This window comes from Streptomyces sp. SID14478 (assembly GCF_010548525.1).
GTDB lineage: Bacteria > Actinomycetota > Actinomycetes > Streptomycetales > Streptomycetaceae > Streptomyces.
Window position 1 is genome coordinate 1 of sequence record NZ_JAAGMG010000210.1, and the last position, 15,203, is coordinate 15,203.

Below are 15,203 nucleotides of genomic sequence, written 5' to 3' on the forward strand. Positions count from 1 at the left end.
CGCCGCCGCAGCAGCACCCGGGCGGCGGAGCGCAAGGCTGGCCGCACCAGGCAGCGCCGCAGCCGCAGATGCCTCAGCAGCAACAGCAGCAGGCATGGTCGCAGCCGCAGCAGTCCCAGCAGCCGCAGCAGCCGCAGGTCCAGAGGATGCCGAACCAGCAGGGACCCGGCGGTGTCGCGGGGGCCCCGCCGGTCTACGGCGACCGCAGCCCGACCACGTTCCACCAGCTGTCGCTCGGCCGCGTCATGCGCATCGGCCGTGCCCTGGAGAACGAGCTGGTCGTCTCCGACCTCCAGGTCTCGCGCCTGCACGCCGAGTTCCACGCGACGCCCGACGGCCGCTTCGAGATCCACGACCTCGGCTCGCACAACGGCACGTACGTCAACGGCCAGCCGATCCCCAAGAGCGGCCGCGCCCTGCTCGGCCCGAACGACATCGTCGGCGTCGGTCACTCCACGTTCCGCCTGGTCGGCGACCGGCTCGAGGAGTTCGTCGACACCGGTGACGTCTCCTTCTCCGCGCGGCACCTGACGGTCACCGTCGACGGCGGCAAACAGATCCTCAAGGACGTCTCCTTCGGCGTCCCCGAGAAGTCGCTGATCGCCGTCATCGGCCCGTCGGGCTCCGGCAAGTCGACGCTGCTCAAGGCGCTGACGGGCTACCGCCCCGCCAACCAGGGCGACGTCCTCTACGACAACCGGAACCTGTACAAGCAGTTCGCCGAGCTTCGCCAGCGCATCGGTCTGGTCCCGCAGGACGACATCCTGCACAAGGAACTGACCGTCAAGAAGGCGCTCAAGTACGCGGCCAAGCTCCGCTTCCCCGCGGACACCAGCAACCAGGAGCGCGACCAGCGCATCGACGAGGTGCTGCGCGAGCTCAAGCTGGACATCCACAAGGAGAAGAAGGTCACCTCCCTCTCCGGTGGCCAGCGCAAGCGCGTCTCCGTGGCCCTGGAGCTGCTCACCAAGCCGTCGCTGATCTTCCTGGACGAGCCGACCTCCGGCCTCGACCCGGGCATGGACCGCGACGTCATGCAGCTGCTGCGCGGACTGTCCGACGACGGCCGCACGGTCCTCGTCGTCACCCACTCCGTGGCCGAACTCGCCCTGTGCGACAAGCTGTTGGTGATGGCGCCGGGCGGCGCGGTGGCGTACTTCGGCCCGCCGGAGGAAGCCCTCAACTTCTTCGGCTACGACACCTGGGCCGATGTCTTCTCGGCCTTCGAGAACTACCGCGACTACGACTGGGCGGGCCGCTGGAAGGGCTCGCAGCACTACCAGATGTACGCGTCCGACATCGACGCCGTCGCCCCGCAGTCGGTGCAGATGCCGCCGCCCGCCGCGATCAAGCCGCCCAAGCCGCAGCCCTGGGCCGCCCAGCTGCTCACGCTGATCCGCCGCTACGTGTCGGTCATCGCGTCCGACAAGGGCTTCATGGGGCTGATGGTGATCCTGCCCGCGGTGCTGGGCGTGGTCTCCGTGGTCATCCCGGCCGACTTCGGCCTGGCGCCGCCCAAGCCGCCGTCCAAGTTCAACGGCGACGCGGGCACGATCATGCTGATCATCGCGGTCGGCATGTGTTTCTCGGCCGCGGCCAACTCGGTCCGTGAACTGATCAAGGAACGGGTCATCTACGAACGGGAACGGGCCACCGGCCTGTCCCGTTCCGCGTACCTGATGTCCAAGGTCATCGTCCTCGGCGTCATCACGGCCATCCAGGGCGTCATCATCTGCGCCATCGGCTTCATCCCGCGCGACCTTCCGAAGGAAGGTCTCCTGATGCCGCCGGCCGCGGAACTGTGCATCTCGATCATCGCGCTCGGCTTCACGTCGATGATGTTCGGCCTGGTCATCTCCTCGCTGGTGAAGACCTCCGAGAAGACGATGCCGCTGCTGGTCATGTTCGCCATCGTCCAGGTCGTCTTCACCGGTGTGCTCTTCCAGATCTACGGCTCGATCGGCCTGGAGCAGTTCGCCTACCTGATGCCGTCCCGCTGGGCGATCGGCGCCGCCGGCGCGACCCTGGACCTGTCGCACCTGATGCCGCCGTGGGACCCGCAGAAGCCGAACGACCTCGACCCGCTGTGGGAGCACTCGGTCAGCCAGTGGGGGATCAACATCGCGGTCCTGCTCGCGCTGGGCGTCATCTGCGGCTTCGCGGTCGCGCGCCTGCTGCGCCGCCACGAGCCCGAGGTCATGCGCAAGTAACGGCTCCGGACGACAGAGATGGGCGGCACCCTCGCGGGTGCCGCCCATCTCTGTCGTGGGGGTCAGCGTGTTCCGGACCCAGAGGTCCCTTCAACGGGTCTAGTACGCGCTGTTCACGTTGTCGATCGAGCCGTACTTGTCGGCCGCGTAGTTCGCGGCGGCCGTGATGTTGGCGACCGGGTCGTAGATGTTCGTCGAGGTGCCGTCCACGTGGTACGCGCTGAACGTCGGCTGGATGACCTGGAGCAGGCCGATCGACGGCGTGCCGTTCTGGGCGTTGACGTCCCAGCCGTTCATGGCGTTCGGGTTGCCCGTGGACTCGCGCATGATGTTGCTGTAGAGCCCGTTGTAGGTACCCGGGATGCCCTTGGACTGCATGATGTCCAGCGACTGCTTGATCCAGCCGTCCAGGTTGTTGGCGTAGACGGGCTTGCGGGCGGCGGCGCGGGAGGCGGCCTCCTTGGCCTCGCGCTCCTTCTTCGCCTTCGCGTCCGCCTGGGCCTTCGCCTCGGCCTGCGCCTTGGCCTCGGCGTCCGCCTTCTTCTTCGCGGCGGCGTCCTTCTCCGCCTGCAGCTTCGCGGCGGCCATCTTGGCCTTCTGCGTGGCGGAGGCCTGCTGGTCCGTGACGCTGGCCTGCACGTCCTTGATCTGCTTCGCCCCGGCGTTCGTCGTGAACGCGACGGGAGCGGCGGAGACCGTCTCGGCGGCCGTGGCCTGCGTGTCGTGACCCGGCACCAGCGTCACCGCGAGGGCGGCGGCACCGAGAGCGGCGACACCGGCCATCGAGAACTTGTGGGTGCGGGTCAGCCGACTATGGCCGGAGGTGGCGTGCTTCGACATGGAGATGGGGACCTCTCGAATTGCGTTTGGGACATCGCCGCTGCGGGTAAACCGGGGTCCGGTGCCCAGCGACGGGGGCAATTCTTAGCGGCCGCAAAATTCTGTGGCAAAGGTGTGACGTACGAAGGCGGGTAGTGGCCCGGGGGCAAGACAAAAGGGACCGGAAGCCTTGTCTCGGCTCCCAGCCCCTGCACAGCCTCGGGACTTAAGTCCCTTACTTATCCACTAGGGCCCTTCGTACGTGACGTGCGCCCTATGCGCGGCGTCACACCCGACCTCGCGCATTGTCACCGATAGTTGCCACTGCAACGCATATCGTGAGGCCCCTCCTCCGGAAGGATGAGGTGGACGTCCCCGAACTCGTGCCACAGGTAGAGCTCCCGCAGCGCCGCCTCGTACGTACGGCTCACCGCCGCCCTCCCGGCGATCGCCTCCAGCATCAGCAGATGGGACGCCTCCGGCTCGTGCAGCCCGGTCAGCAGCCCGTCCACGCCCCGCACGCCGCGCTCCGGCGTCACGACGAGCTCCGTCCAGCCGCCCGCCGCCCGCACCACCCCGTCGGCCCCCGTCGCCGACTCGACGGCCCGCACGGCGGTCGTCCCGACGGCGAGCACCCGGCCCCCACCGGCCCGCGCCGCGTTGATGAGCCGGGCCGACGCCGCCGGCACCGCGAAACGCTCCGCATAAGGCGGCTCGTGCCCCTCCGCGGACGACACCCCTGTATGCAGGGTGATCGGCGCGAACTGCACCCCCCGGCTCACCAGCCGCGCCACCATCGCCTCCGTGAACGGCCGCGCCGCACTCGGCATCTCCGCGCTGCCCGCACCGTCGGCGTACGGCAGCGCGAACACCGTCTGATACACGGACAGCGGCTGGTCCCGCTCCGTGTACGCGTAACGGATCGGCCGCCCGTGCCGCCGCAGCAGCGCCGACACGTCGCCGTGCGGACGCGCCCACCACAGCCGCTCGTTCCCCGTCACGACCGGCTCCTCGGACACGAGGTGGACGCAGCCGGGGAACGACACCACCAGCCCCGCGGGCCCGCCCGGCCGCGGTCCGGTGGTGCCGCGGCCGTCCGGCTCCCGCATCTCCACGGCCCAGCGCCCGTCGTCGCCCCGCGTCGAGAAATGCACGACCACGCGCGCGTCCCCGGTCGTCCCGTCCACCGCGGCGGCCAACGTGGGGGAGGTGTTCACCACGAGGAGATCCCCGGCCCGCAGCACGCCCGGCAACGCGGCGAACCCGCGATGAGCCACCTCGGTGCCGCGCGACACAAGAAGGCGCACGGACGACCTGTCGCGGCCGGGACCCCGCTGCTCGGCCGGAACCCGCGCGGACAGCTCCTCCGGCACCCGCAGCGCGAGGGTCATCGGATCTCCAGGAGGCTCGGCGCCGCATAGCGTCCGCTCGCCGGCCGCCTCTCCAGCAGGCGCAGGAACGCGGGGACCACGTCCTGCGGGAGCGGCACCCCGCTCAGGTCCTCGTCCGGCTCGGCCGCCGCCAGCATGTCGGTCCGCATCCCGCCCGGATCCACCGCCCAGACCCGCAGCTGCGGCTCCTCCACCGAGAGCACCGCCGACAGCTGGTCCAGGGCCGCCTTCGTCGCCCCGTAGGCGCCCCAGGTGCGGTACGCCTCGGCCGCCGCGTCCGAACTCATGTTGATCACCGCACCGGCCGGCGCCCGACGCAGCAGGGGCAGCGCCTCCTGAAGAAGGCCCAGCGGCGCCACCACATTGACCTCCAGCGCGCTGCGGAAGGCGTCCAGCGCGTGCCGCTCTAGCGGTACCAGCGGCGCGACGCCCAGCACCCCCGCGTTGTTCACCAGCAGATCGAGGCCGCCCAACTCCGCGGCGGCCGCGACCAGTTCGCCCCGGTGGCCACCGTCGGTGACATCGCCGGACCGGGACGTCACCGCCCCGCCGTACTTGCGCAGCTGCTCCGCCACCTCCTCCAGCGGCCCCGCCGTGCGCCCGTCCAGGACGAGATCCCACCCCCGCTGTGCCAGGGCCGTGGCGAGCGCCCGGCCGAATCCCCGCGAAGCCCCCGTGATGATCGCTACTGCCATGACAACCGTCCCCTTGGAGTGCCGTCCTGCGTATGCCCTCAACGTAGGAACCCGGCCGCCCCGGCACCTCGTGCGCGGGCCGCAACACCGCAAGGTCCTTCGGCCTACGCCCCAAGCCCTAGGCAGGGGCCGCCACAGGTCCGATACGCACTGTCACACCCCGCCGGTACGGTGAGGTCATGAGTCAAGGTCCACAGACCAGGGGGGCGAGCCCGCAGGGCTCTCGGTTGAGGGGGGCGGCGGGGGACGGGCGGGCCGGACTGGCCGCGGTGAGCGCCGCACTGCTGGCCATGAGCAGGCACCTGGAGGTGCGCGACGTCCTCAAGACGATCGTCGCCTCGGCGCGCGAGCTGCTCGACGCCGAGTACGCGGCACTGGGGGTGCCCGACGACCACGGCGGCTTCGCCCAGTTCGTCGTCGACGGCGTCAGCGACGCGCAGTGGAAGGCCATCGGCCCGCTGCCGCGCCAGCACGGCATCCTGGCCGCCATGCTGCGCGAGGCAAGGACGGAGCGCCTCGCCGACGTCCGCAAGGACCCCCGCTTCGAAGGCTGGCCGTCCGCCCACCCGGACATGTCGGACTTCCTGGGCCTGCCCATCAAGGACGGCGACGAGACGATCGGCGCCCTCTTCCTGGCGAACAAGACCTGCCCCAAGCCGGAAGGCGGTTGCGGCTTCACCCAGGAGGACGAGGAACTGCTCCAGATCCTCGCCCAGCACGCCGCGATCGCGCTGACGAACGCCCGCCTCTACGAGCGCAGCCGCGAGCTCACCATCGCCGAGGAGCGCTCCCGGCTCGCCCACGAACTGCACGACGCGGTCAGCCAGAAGCTCTTCTCCCTGCGCCTGACGGCCCAGGCGGCCGCGAAGCTCGTGGACCGCGATCCGGACCGCGCCAAGGGCGAGTTGCAGCACGTGGTGGAGCTCGCGGCCGAGGCCACGGACGAACTGCGCGCCGCCGTCGTCGAGTTGCGCCCCGCGGCTCTGGACGAGGACGGCCTGGTGGCCACGCTCCGCACCCAGATCCAGGTCCTCGACCGCGCGCACGGCGCCCGCGTCACCTTCGGCACCGGCGGCATCAAGGCCCTGCCCGCGGCCCAGGAGGAGGCGATGCTGCGCGTCGCCCAGGAGGCGCTGCACAACGCCCTGCGGCACTCCGGAGCCGAGCGGGTCGACGTGACGCTCGACAAGCACGGCGCCGGCGCGGTGCTCCGCATCACCGACGACGGCTCCGGCTTCGACCCGAAGGCGATACGCCACGCGGGCCGGCACCTGGGCCTGGTCTCCATGCGGGACCGGTCGAGCGGCGTCGGCGGCCGGCTCACAGTGGAATCGGAGCCCGGCAAGGGCACGACGGTCGAGATGGAGGTCCCCGGTGGCTGAGGCAATCAAGGTACTGCTGGTTGACGATCACCAGGTGGTCCGCCGGGGGCTGCGTACGTTCCTGGAGATCCAGGGCGACATCGAGGTCGTCGGCGAGGCGGCCGACGGGGCCGAAGGAGTCGCCCGTGCCGAGGAGTTGAAGCCCGACGTCGTGCTCATGGACGTCAAGATGCCGGGCATGGACGGCGTCGAGGCCCTGCGCAAGCTGCGCGAACTGGCCAACCCCGCCAGGGTGTTGATCGTCACCAGCTTCACCGAGCAGCGCACGGTGGTCCCGGCCCTGCGCGCCGGAGCCGCCGGCTACGTGTACAAGGACGTCGACCCCGACGCCCTGGCCGGCGCGATCCGCTCCGTCCACGCGGGCCACATCCTGCTCCAGCCCGAGGTGGCCGGTGCCCTGCTCTCCCAGGAGGAGGCCAACAACGGTCAGGGCAGGGGCGGTTCGCTCACCGAGCGGGAGCGCGAGGTGCTGGGCCTGATCGCCGACGGCCGGTCCAACCGGGAGATCGCCCGCGCCCTCGTCCTGTCCGAGAAGACGGTGAAGACCCATGTGTCGAACATCCTGATGAAGCTCGACCTCGCGGACCGCACCCAGGCCGCGCTGTGGGCCGTACGCCACGGAGCCGCGGGCTGACCGCGGCCGCGCGAGCGCCGCACACGCTCCGGCGCACTACTCCACGCCACCGTGGACGGTTCCGCTCCGTGCAGAGATTCATACTGTCGTGTGGATGTCCTCCGTATGGCGCATCCCGCCGGACCCGGCCGCGTTCTCCAGTGCATGCTGCGGCGGCTGGCCGCGGCAATCGCAAGGAGGATCCCGAAGTGAAGAACCTGAAGAAGGCCGCGGCTGTCACCCTCGTCGCCGGTGGCCTGGTCGCCGCCGGTGCCGGTCTCGCCTCTGCCACTGATGGTGCGCACGCCACCGGCAAGGCCGTCCACTCGCCGGGCGTCGGCTCGGGCAACCTGGTCCAGGCCCCGATCCACATCCCGGCGAACGTCGTGGGCAACGCCGTGACCGTCATCGGCGGCCTGAACCCGGCGTTCGGGAACGTCGGCCTCAACCGCTGACACGCGCTCAGGGTCCCCAGGACCAACGGCCCCCCGGGTACGCCCCCGGGGGGCCGTTCCGCTGTCCGCCCCTCGGCCCGAGGGCCCGGCCGCGCGGACCGACAGGTGATCAACTTCCGCACTCCGCGCACCCATTGATCAAATCGTCGGCAAATTGATCCAAACGGGCGCATCGCCGCCCCGCCCCGTGTCGTCCACCCGGCCCCTGCGTTGCTCAACGTGCGGCCCCGCGGCTGGGGTCGGAACGTATATCTGGAGGAACACTTCTCATGAACATCGCCAAGAAGGCCGCCCTGGCCGTCGCCGTTGCCGGTATCGCCGCAGGCGCTTCCGCCGGTGCCGCCTTCGCCGACGCCGACGCCGAGGGCGCGGCCGCGGGGTCCCCGGGTGTCGTCTCCGGTAACCAGGTCCAGGTCCCGGTCCACGTCCCGGTCAACGTCACGGGCAACTCGGCCAACGTGATCGGCGTCCTGAACCCGGCGTTCGGCAACACCTCGGCGAACGACTGACGTTCGCTGCCGTACAGGCACAGCGAGGCCCCGCGGACACCGTCCGCGGGGCCTCGCCCCTTTTCCGCGAGCCTGTGTCCCGTGAGCCGGTGTCAGCCCCGCTCCCGCTCCTCCACGAAGGCGTTGTACGCGGCGACCTGCGCCCGCCGGGCGGTCCGCTCCACCGGCCGCAGCGCCACCGCCCGCGCCCCCATCTCCGACGCGCTCACCGCCCCGCCGTGCCCGCTCTCGTACGCCACGGAAATCAGCAGCCCCACCCGCTGCGCCAACTCCAGGACCCGTACCGCCCGCGGCGGATACCCGGGCGAGAGCACCTCGCGACCCCGCTCGGCCCGTGCCCGGTAGGCATCCACGGCCGCCTCCGCCACGGGGCCCGACCCGGCCACGTCAAGGCGCGTCAGTACCGCCGTCGCGTCCCGCAGGGCCTCCGCGAGCTCCCGCTCGGCCTCGCCCAGCGAAGGCACGTCCGCCGGCGGGGCCTCCCGCACGGGCAGGCAGTGCCACAGCACCTCCACATGCACATCGCCCTCGGGCCCGGCCTCGTACACCTCCGGTACGAGCCCGAGAGCGGCCCCGAAACAGACCACCGCCTCCTCGGCGTCAAGGGCCCGCGCGTTGAACTCCGGCGGCCCGCTCAGGCCCAGCGGATGCCCCGGCGCGGGCAGCGCCACGCGCAGCCCGGTGACACCGAGCACCCGCAGCCGCCCGAGCGCGAGCGTCAGACCGACGGGTCCCGTCTCCCCGGGAATCCCCTCGACCCGGTGCACCGCGTCCTCCCCGACGATCGCGAGCACGGCGTCATCAGGAGCGACAAACCCGGCCAACAGGGCATTTCCCCAGGCCGCCAGACGTCCAGAGCGTGGTTCCGAGAGCATGCACTCCAGCTTAGGAGCCCGAGAAGACGCCAAAACCCCGGCCGATGGAATGGACCACCGGACCAGTGGCGTAGGTTTTCCCTGGGGGCTGCGTCCAGCGACAAACAAGCCGAACCTCTACGGACGCACGCGAGACGGCCGAGACTGCAATGGGAGACAACGCGCTCATGAGCGATGTGCTGGAGCTGGAGGACGTATCCGTGGTCCGCGAGGGCCGGGCTCTGGTGGACCAGGTCTCCTGGTCGGTGAAGGAGGGGGAGCGCTGGGTCATCCTCGGACCCAACGGCGCGGGCAAGACCACCCTCCTGAACATCGCCTCGAGCTACCTCTTCCCGAGCAAGGGCACCGCCACCGTCCTGGGCGAGACCCTCGGCAAGCCCGGCACGGACGTCTTCGAACTGCGCCCTCGCATCGGCATCGCCGGCAACGGCCTCGCCGAGAAGCTGCCCAAGCGCCAGACCGTCCTGCAGACCGTGCTCACCGCCGCGTACGGCATGACGGCCGGCTGGCAGGAGGAGTACGAGGACATCGACGAGCAGCGCGCCCGCGCCTTCCTCGACCGCCTCGGCATGAGCGACTACCTGGACCGCAAGTTCGGCACGCTCTCCGAGGGCGAGCGCAAGCGCACCCTGATCGCCCGCGCCCTGATGACCGACCCCGAGCTGCTGCTCCTGGACGAGCCCGCCGCGGGCCTCGACCTCGGCGGCCGCGAGGACCTCGTACGCCGCCTCGGGCGCCTCGCCCGCGACCCGATCGCCCCCTCGATGATCATGGTCACGCACCATGTCGAGGAGATCGCCCCCGGCTTCACGCACGTCCTCATGATCCGCCAGGGCAAGGTCCTCGCCGCGGGCCCCCTGGAGCTGGAGCTCACCTCCCGCAACCTCTCCCACTGCTTCGGCCTCCCGCTGGTCGTCGAGCAGCGCAACGACCGCTGGACCGCGACGGGCCTCCCGCTGAGCTGACGCCCGCGGCCGACCGTGCGGGCCGGTCGTCCCCTGTCCGCAAGGTCACCCGCGGATCTACCATGACCATGTGGCAGACATCGATGCATGGGTGTGGTGGCTGATCGCAGCGGCCGCGCTCGGAATTCCGCTCGTCATCACCGCCATGCCGGAGTTCGGCATGCTGTCCGCGGGCGCCGTCGCCGGCGCCGTGACGGCCGGACTCGGCGGTGGTGTGATCCTCCAGGTACTGGTCTTCGCCGTCGTCTCCTGCGCGTTGATCGTCGTCGTACGTCCCATCGCCGCACGCCACCGCGCACAACAACCCCAGCTGGCCACCGGTGTCGACGCACTGAAGGGCAAACAGGCCGTCGTGGTCGAGCGGGTCGACGGCAGCGGCGGCCGGATCAAGCTCGGCGGCGAGATCTGGTCCGCCCGCACCCTCGACAGCGACGCCGCCTACGAACCGGGCCGCCAGGTCGACGTCGTCGACATCGAGGGAGCCACGGCGATCGTCATGTGACCTCACGGGTGAACCCATCGGTGAACCGAACTCCCCACGCCACAGAGGTGGTTCTGACAGACTCGACCAGCAAGATCCGATGATCTTCCGGATTCCCGGCGGGACCGCGCCGGGGGACGACGGCACGAAGGGCACAGGAGAGACGCGATGTCAGCGATCATCATCGTCCTGATCATTCTGGTGGTGTTGGTCTTCATCGCCCTGATCAAGACCATCCAGGTCATCCCCCAGGCCAGCGCGGCCATCGTGGAGCGCTTCGGCCGTTACACCCGCACGCTGAACGCGGGCCTGAACATCGTCGTTCCCTTCATCGACTCCATCCGCAACCGCATCGACCTGCGTGAACAGGTCGTGCCGTTCCCGCCGCAGCCGGTGATCACCCAGGACAACCTGGTCGTCAACATCGACACCGTCATCTACTACCAGGTGACCGACGCCCGGGCCGCGACGTACGAGGTGGCCAGCTACATCCAGGCCATCGAGCAGCTGACGGTCACCACCCTGCGCAACATCATCGGTGGCATGGACCTGGAGCGGACCCTGACCTCCCGCGAGGAGATCAACGCGGCGCTGCGCGGCGTCCTCGACGAAGCCACCGGCAAGTGGGGCATCCGCGTCAACCGCGTCGAGCTCAAGGCGATCGAGCCGCCCACCTCCATCCAGGACTCGATGGAGAAGCAGATGCGCGCCGACCGCGACAAGCGCGCCGCGATCCTCACCGCAGAGGGCATCCGCCAGTCCCAGATCCTCACCGCGGAGGGCGAGAAGCAGTCCGCGATCCTGCGGGCCGAGGGTGAGGCGAAGGCGGCGGCCCTGCGCGCGGAGGGCGAGGCCCAGGCCATCCGTACGGTCTTCGAGTCCATCCACGCCGGAGACGCGGACCAGAAGCTCCTCGCCTACCAGTACCTCCAGATGCTCCCGAAGATCGCCGAGGGCGACGCCAACAAGCTCTGGATCGTGCCCAGCGAGATCGGCGACGCCCTCAAGGGCCTGAGCGGCGCCATGGGCAACTTCGGCCCGATGGCCGGCGCCCCGAGCCCGTCCGGCGGCGGCAAGGAACGCCGGGAACAGCCCCCCATCGACTGACCGCACACGACAGCGGGCGGGCCCGCCGACCTCCTGGTCGGCGGGCCCGCCCGCTGTCGTGCAGATGCCTCACGCCGCGACCTTCTGCTGCCCCAGCCACACCGGCAGGGCCTCCCGCCCGTCCGCGCCCAGTGACAGCAGCATCGCGTCGGCCGGCGTCGGCTCGAACGGCTGCCGCAGCAAGGGCATCCCGGCCTGCTCCGGCGTCCGGTCCGCCTTGCGGTGATTGTCCTCGGCGCAGGAGGCCACCGTGTTCAGCCACGAGTCCGCGCCGCCCTGCGACCGCGGCACCACGTGGTCCACGGTCGTCGCCCGCCGTCCGCAGTAGGCGCACCGGTGCTGGTCCCTGATGAGCACACCCCGCCTCGACCAGGGCGCGCGTCTTCGGAACGGCACCCGGACGTATCTGCACAGCCTGATCACCCGCGGAACCGGAATGTCGAGCGCCGCTCCGCGCATGCGCAGCTCGGGGTGGGCCTGCTCGACGACGGCCTTGTCCGTGAGCACCAGCACGACGGCTCGGTTCAGCGTCACCGTCGAGAGCGGCTCGAAGCTCGCGTTCAGCACCAATGTTTCCCGCACCCTGCCCACCTCCCGTACGCAGCGGATCACCCCTCGGCGTCCGTGCGTCAACTCTGGCCGTGCACGCCGAGATGGACAACGCAATAAAAATGCCCGCCTCTGATCACTTCCAAGACCAGAGGCGGGCAAACGTTCAGTGAACGCTTCGCTGGGTGCTAACCCTCCGCGGGAGCCGCGTACTCGACGACGACCTGAGCCCGTGCGAGCGTGTGGAACCGCAGGTTGAACCCCACGAAGGCGGGGGAGCCCTCGGAGTCGGGCCCGAGCTCCTCCTGGTCCACGGCGTACACGGTGAAGACGTAACGGTGCGCGGGGTCCCCGGCCGGCGGCGCGGCGCCACCGAACTCCTTCGTCCCGTAGTCGTTGCGCACCTGTACGGCGCCCTCGGGAAGCCCCTCGAACTTGCCGCTGCCCGCACCCGTCGGCAACTCGGTCACCGAGACCGGAATGTCGAACACGGACCAGTGCCAAAAACCGCTTCCGGTCGGCGCGTCCGGGTCGAAGCACGACACGGCGAAGCTCTTGGTCTGTGGCGGGTAACCCTCCCACCGCAGATGCGGCGAAGTGTTCCCGGCGGCGTAGACCTGAGCGTCGTCCAGCACACCACCCGCCTCGAAGTCCTCGCTCACGACGGTGAACGACGGCACCTGCGGATGAAACTCATGCGGCAGCGGGGCCCTCTTGGGCTGCTCGGTCACAACGACACCTCCTGGATCCACGGAGTACTGCAGGGTCAGGTTCCGACCCTGCCGGACCCTGAAACCCTAGAACCAGTTCTTCTTGCTGCCGACCTCCGACAGCCACTGGTGCAGATACGCCGACCAGTCGGTCCCCTGGAAGTCGTTGTGCCCGACGACGAACGAGCGGAACGTGTCACTGCCCTCACTGAACAGACCGGGCTTCTTGTCCATCTCCAGGACGACGTCCATCTCCCGGTCGTCGGCCACGAAGCTCAACTCGACCTGGTTGAGCCCCCGGTACTGCTGCGGCGGGAAGAACTCGATCTCCTGGTAGAAGGGCAGCCGCTGCCGCGTCCCCCGGATGTGCCCACGCTCCATGTCCGCGCTCTTGAAGCGGAACCCGAGCCCGATGAAGGCGTCGAGCAGAGCCTGCTGCGACGGCAGCGGGTGCACGCTGATGGGGTCCAGGTCGCCGGAGTCCACGGCACGCGCGATCTCCAGCTCGGTGGTCACCCCGATGTTCATCCCGCGCAGCGGCTGCCCGTCGATCGTCGTGACCGGCGTCTCCCACGGGATCTCGAGCCCGAACGGCACGGAGTGCACCCCGTTCGCCTGAAGGTGGAAGGCGCCCCCGAGCCGCACCTTCGTGAACTCGATGTCCTGCTTGGTCTCCTGATCGGCGCCCTCGACCTCGACGCGGGCCTGGAGCCCGACGGACAGACCCTCGATCTCCTGGTCCACGGAACCGCCCTGGATCCGCACCTCACCCTGGACGACACCACCGGGCACGACATTGGCCTCGGTGAGCACCGTCTCGACGGAGGCCCCACCCGCACCCATGCTTGCCAACAGTCGCTTGAAGCCCATGACTCGATCTCCTCCGTACGTGAACCGTGATCCCGCGATGACTGAACATGCTGGTACTGCTGACTACAAACGCGGTACGCCTGCGCCCGGTTCCGCGCCTCCCCGTTCCGTCCGCTCCACTACCCTCGGACGGCATGATCAAGGTCCCTGACCGTACGCCTCTCAGCCGGGAGTTCTTCGACCGCCCTGTGCTCGACGTGGCCCCCGACCTGCTGGGCCGCACCGTCGTACGCCACACCGCCGACGGACCGATCGAACTCCGCCTGACGGAGGTCGAGGCGTACGACGGCGCGAACGACCCCGGCTCGCACGCGTTCAAAGGACGCACGGCCCGCAACGACGTGATGTTCGGCCCGCCCGGACATGTGTACGTCTACTTCACGTACGGCATGTGGCACTGCATGAACCTGGTCTGCGGCCCGCCCGGCACGGCGAGCGGGGTCCTGCTCCGCGCCGGCGAGATCGTCGAGGGCGCCGAGCTCGCCCGCAAACGTCGACTCTCGGCCCGCAACGACAAGGAACTGGCCAAAGGGCCCGCACGCCTGGCGACGGCCCTGGCGGTGGACCGCGCCCTGGACGGCACGGACGCCTGCGCCCCCACGGACTCCCCGCTGACGATCCTGCACGGCACCCCGGTCCCCACTGACCAGGTACTCAACGGCCCCCGCACCGGAGTCTCGGGCGACGGCGCCGTCCATCCATGGCGCTTCTGGATCGCCAACGACCCGACGGTGAGCCCTTATCGGGCCCATACCCCGCGCCGTCGCCGAACTTGACGCGGTCTTGCGGGATCCGTAATGTGGCCCGAGCCGCTTGACCCGGGTACGGCGATCTGCCAGCAGCCGGAAGCGGCCAAACCACTACCTATGACTTCCCTCAGCGGGGATCATTTCGGCGTGCCCGCATGCCGAAATTCGAACTCGCCGCACTCGATTATGAGTTGCAGAGGGAATCGGCTAACGTAGCGGACACGCCGAAAGGCAAAGGCCCTCCAGCGGCCACCGGAAATGAATTCCGAACCGGAAACGGAACGGAAAACGGATCTGGTAAGGTTGGAAACGCAAGACCGAAGGGAAGCGCCCGGAGGAAAGCCCGAGAGGGTGAGTACAAAGGAAGCGTCCGTTCCTTGAGAACTCAACAGCGTGCCAAAAGTCAACGCCAGATTGACAACCCTGTCCCGGCCTTCTCGGTCGGAACACGGTTCCTTTGAAAAAGTCCTTCCACTTGATTGTGGGAGGCGCACAGCGAGGACGCTGTGAACCGGGGGGATTATTCCTCTTCCTGGTTCCGCTCTCGTGGTGTCACCCCCGATTACGGGGAAACATTCACGGAGAGTTTGATCCTGGCTCAGGACGAACGCTGGCGGCGTGCTTAACACATGCAAGTCGAACGATGAAGCCCTTCGGGGTGGATTAGTGGCGAACGGGTGAGTAACACGTGGGCAATCTGCCCTTCACTCTGGGACAAGCCCTGGAAACGGGGTCTAATACCGGATAACACTCCCGCACTCCTGTGCGGGGGTTAAAAGCTCCGGCGGTGAAGGATGAGCCCGCGGCCTATCAGCTTGTTGGT

Annotated in this window: 16 protein-coding genes and 1 rRNA gene; 10 read left to right on the top strand and 7 right to left on the bottom strand. The window is 69.5% G+C overall.

Going from position 1 to position 15,203, the window contains the following annotated elements:
• The coding region (locus G3I40_RS07555) for an ABC transporter ATP-binding protein/permease (protein ID WP_164301382.1) at positions 1-2,210 on the top strand (2,210 nt) is incomplete at its 5' end.
• Between the two features lie 99 nt (positions 2,211-2,309).
• Here G3I40_RS07555 and G3I40_RS07560 read toward each other — a convergent pair.
• The 3 genes from G3I40_RS07560 to G3I40_RS07570 all read right to left on the bottom strand — a co-directional run bounded on the left by G3I40_RS07560 (position 2,310) and on the right by G3I40_RS07570 (position 5,115).
• Positions 2,310-3,050: a transglycosylase SLT domain-containing protein gene (locus G3I40_RS07560; protein WP_164301383.1), complete on the bottom strand. Its 741-nt coding sequence runs from the start codon at positions 3,048-3,050 to the stop codon at positions 2,310-2,312.
• A 287-nt stretch (positions 3,051-3,337) separates the two neighbouring features.
• Positions 3,338-4,420 carry an S-adenosylmethionine:tRNA ribosyltransferase-isomerase gene (locus tag G3I40_RS07565; RefSeq protein WP_164301384.1) on the bottom strand — a complete coding sequence of 361 codons (1,083 nt, stop codon included), beginning with the start codon at positions 4,418-4,420 and terminating at the stop codon, positions 3,338-3,340.
• Positions 4,417-5,115 carry an SDR family oxidoreductase gene (locus tag G3I40_RS07570; protein WP_164301385.1) on the bottom strand — a complete coding sequence of 233 codons (699 nt, stop codon included), beginning with the start codon at positions 5,113-5,115 and terminating at the stop codon, positions 4,417-4,419. The genes G3I40_RS07565 and G3I40_RS07570 overlap by 4 nt, the downstream gene beginning before the upstream one ends.
• A 290-nt stretch (positions 5,116-5,405) precedes the next feature.
• Here G3I40_RS07570 and G3I40_RS07575 point away from each other — a divergent pair, with 290 nt between their 5' ends.
• From G3I40_RS07575 to G3I40_RS07590, 4 genes are all read left to right on the top strand, one after another.
• The gene (locus tag G3I40_RS07575) at positions 5,406-6,497 is read left to right on the top strand and encodes a GAF domain-containing sensor histidine kinase (protein WP_164301397.1); all 1,092 of its coding nucleotides are present in this window, start codon (positions 5,406-5,408) and stop codon (positions 6,495-6,497) included.
• On the top strand, positions 6,490-7,131 hold the full coding sequence (locus tag G3I40_RS07580; RefSeq protein ID WP_164301386.1) for a response regulator transcription factor: 642 nt from the start codon (positions 6,490-6,492) through the stop codon (positions 7,129-7,131). The genes G3I40_RS07575 and G3I40_RS07580 overlap by 8 nt, the downstream gene beginning before the upstream one ends.
• Positions 7,132-7,319: 188 nt before the next feature.
• A complete protein-coding gene (locus G3I40_RS07585) occupies positions 7,320-7,565 on the top strand; it encodes a chaplin (protein WP_164301387.1) in 246 nt (81 codons plus the stop codon).
• A gap of 269 nt (positions 7,566-7,834) precedes the next feature.
• Positions 7,835-8,074 carry a chaplin family protein gene (locus tag G3I40_RS07590; protein ID WP_164301388.1) on the top strand — a complete coding sequence of 80 codons (240 nt, stop codon included), beginning with the start codon at positions 7,835-7,837 and terminating at the stop codon, positions 8,072-8,074.
• 92 nt (positions 8,075-8,166) lie between these two features.
• Here the strand turns inward: G3I40_RS07590 and G3I40_RS07595 are convergent, their stop codons facing one another.
• Positions 8,167-8,949, bottom strand: coding sequence for a hypothetical protein (locus tag G3I40_RS07595; protein WP_164301389.1), 783 nt, complete (start codon positions 8,947-8,949; stop codon positions 8,167-8,169).
• A 167-nt stretch (positions 8,950-9,116) separates the two neighbouring features.
• On the opposite strand from G3I40_RS07595, the gene G3I40_RS07600 reads away from it, so the two are divergent.
• The 3 genes from G3I40_RS07600 to G3I40_RS07610 all read left to right on the top strand — a co-directional run bounded on the left by G3I40_RS07600 (position 9,117) and on the right by G3I40_RS07610 (position 11,502).
• Positions 9,117-9,914 (top strand): ABC transporter ATP-binding protein, encoded by a 798-nt coding sequence (locus tag G3I40_RS07600; protein ID WP_164301390.1) that lies wholly within the window; start codon positions 9,117-9,119, stop codon positions 9,912-9,914.
• 70 nt (positions 9,915-9,984) lie between these two features.
• Positions 9,985-10,416 (top strand): NfeD family protein, encoded by a 432-nt coding sequence (locus G3I40_RS07605; RefSeq protein ID WP_164301391.1) that lies wholly within the window; start codon positions 9,985-9,987, stop codon positions 10,414-10,416.
• A gap of 147 nt (positions 10,417-10,563) precedes the next feature.
• Positions 10,564-11,502 (top strand): SPFH domain-containing protein, encoded by a 939-nt coding sequence (locus tag G3I40_RS07610; RefSeq protein ID WP_164301392.1) that lies wholly within the window; start codon positions 10,564-10,566, stop codon positions 11,500-11,502.
• 69 nt (positions 11,503-11,571) lie between these two features.
• On the opposite strand, the gene G3I40_RS07615 is transcribed toward G3I40_RS07610, so the two are convergent.
• From G3I40_RS07615 to G3I40_RS07625, 3 genes are all read right to left on the bottom strand, one after another.
• The gene (locus G3I40_RS07615) at positions 11,572-12,084 is read right to left on the bottom strand and encodes an HNH endonuclease (protein ID WP_164301393.1); all 513 of its coding nucleotides are present in this window, start codon (positions 12,082-12,084) and stop codon (positions 11,572-11,574) included.
• Between the two features lie 155 nt (positions 12,085-12,239).
• Positions 12,240-12,782 carry a YbhB/YbcL family Raf kinase inhibitor-like protein gene (locus G3I40_RS07620; RefSeq protein WP_164301394.1) on the bottom strand — a complete coding sequence of 181 codons (543 nt, stop codon included), beginning with the start codon at positions 12,780-12,782 and terminating at the stop codon, positions 12,240-12,242.
• 66 nt (positions 12,783-12,848) lie between these two features.
• Positions 12,849-13,631, bottom strand: a complete 783-nt coding sequence (locus G3I40_RS07625) for a sporulation protein (protein WP_164301395.1) — start codon at positions 13,629-13,631, stop codon at positions 12,849-12,851.
• 134 nt (positions 13,632-13,765) lie between these two features.
• Between G3I40_RS07625 and G3I40_RS07630 the strand changes: the two genes are divergently transcribed.
• The gene (locus G3I40_RS07630; protein WP_164301396.1) at positions 13,766-14,407 is read left to right on the top strand and encodes a DNA-3-methyladenine glycosylase; all 642 of its coding nucleotides are present in this window, start codon (positions 13,766-13,768) and stop codon (positions 14,405-14,407) included.
• A gap of 548 nt (positions 14,408-14,955) precedes the next feature.
• A 16S ribosomal RNA gene (locus G3I40_RS07635) occupies positions 14,956-15,203 on the top strand; the annotation flags it as partial.

What these genes read in the sequence shown, in the direction of transcription:
- G3I40_RS07570 (WP_164301385.1), bottom strand. Translation starts at nt 5,115, where the DNA reads ATGGCAGTAGCGATCATCACGGGGGCTTCGCGGGGATTCGGCCGGGCG.
- G3I40_RS07610 (WP_164301392.1), top strand. Translation starts at nt 10,564, where the DNA reads ATGTCAGCGATCATCATCGTCCTGATCATTCTGGTGGTGTTGGTCTTC.
- G3I40_RS07565 (WP_164301384.1), bottom strand. Translation starts at nt 4,420, where the DNA reads ATGACCCTCGCGCTGCGGGTGCCGGAGGAGCTGTCCGCGCGGGTTCCG.
- G3I40_RS07560 (WP_164301383.1), bottom strand. Translation starts at nt 3,050, where the DNA reads ATGTCGAAGCACGCCACCTCCGGCCATAGTCGGCTGACCCGCACCCAC.
- G3I40_RS07575 (WP_164301397.1), top strand. Translation starts at nt 5,406, where the DNA reads ATGAGCAGGCACCTGGAGGTGCGCGACGTCCTCAAGACGATCGTCGCC.
- G3I40_RS07590 (WP_164301388.1), top strand. Translation starts at nt 7,835, where the DNA reads ATGAACATCGCCAAGAAGGCCGCCCTGGCCGTCGCCGTTGCCGGTATC.
- G3I40_RS07600 (WP_164301390.1), top strand. Translation starts at nt 9,117, where the DNA reads ATGAGCGATGTGCTGGAGCTGGAGGACGTATCCGTGGTCCGCGAGGGC.
- G3I40_RS07630 (WP_164301396.1), top strand. Translation starts at nt 13,766, where the DNA reads ATGATCAAGGTCCCTGACCGTACGCCTCTCAGCCGGGAGTTCTTCGAC.
- G3I40_RS07595 (WP_164301389.1), bottom strand. Translation starts at nt 8,949, where the DNA reads ATGCTCTCGGAACCACGCTCTGGACGTCTGGCGGCCTGGGGAAATGCC.
- G3I40_RS07625 (WP_164301395.1), bottom strand. Translation starts at nt 13,631, where the DNA reads ATGGGCTTCAAGCGACTGTTGGCAAGCATGGGTGCGGGTGGGGCCTCC.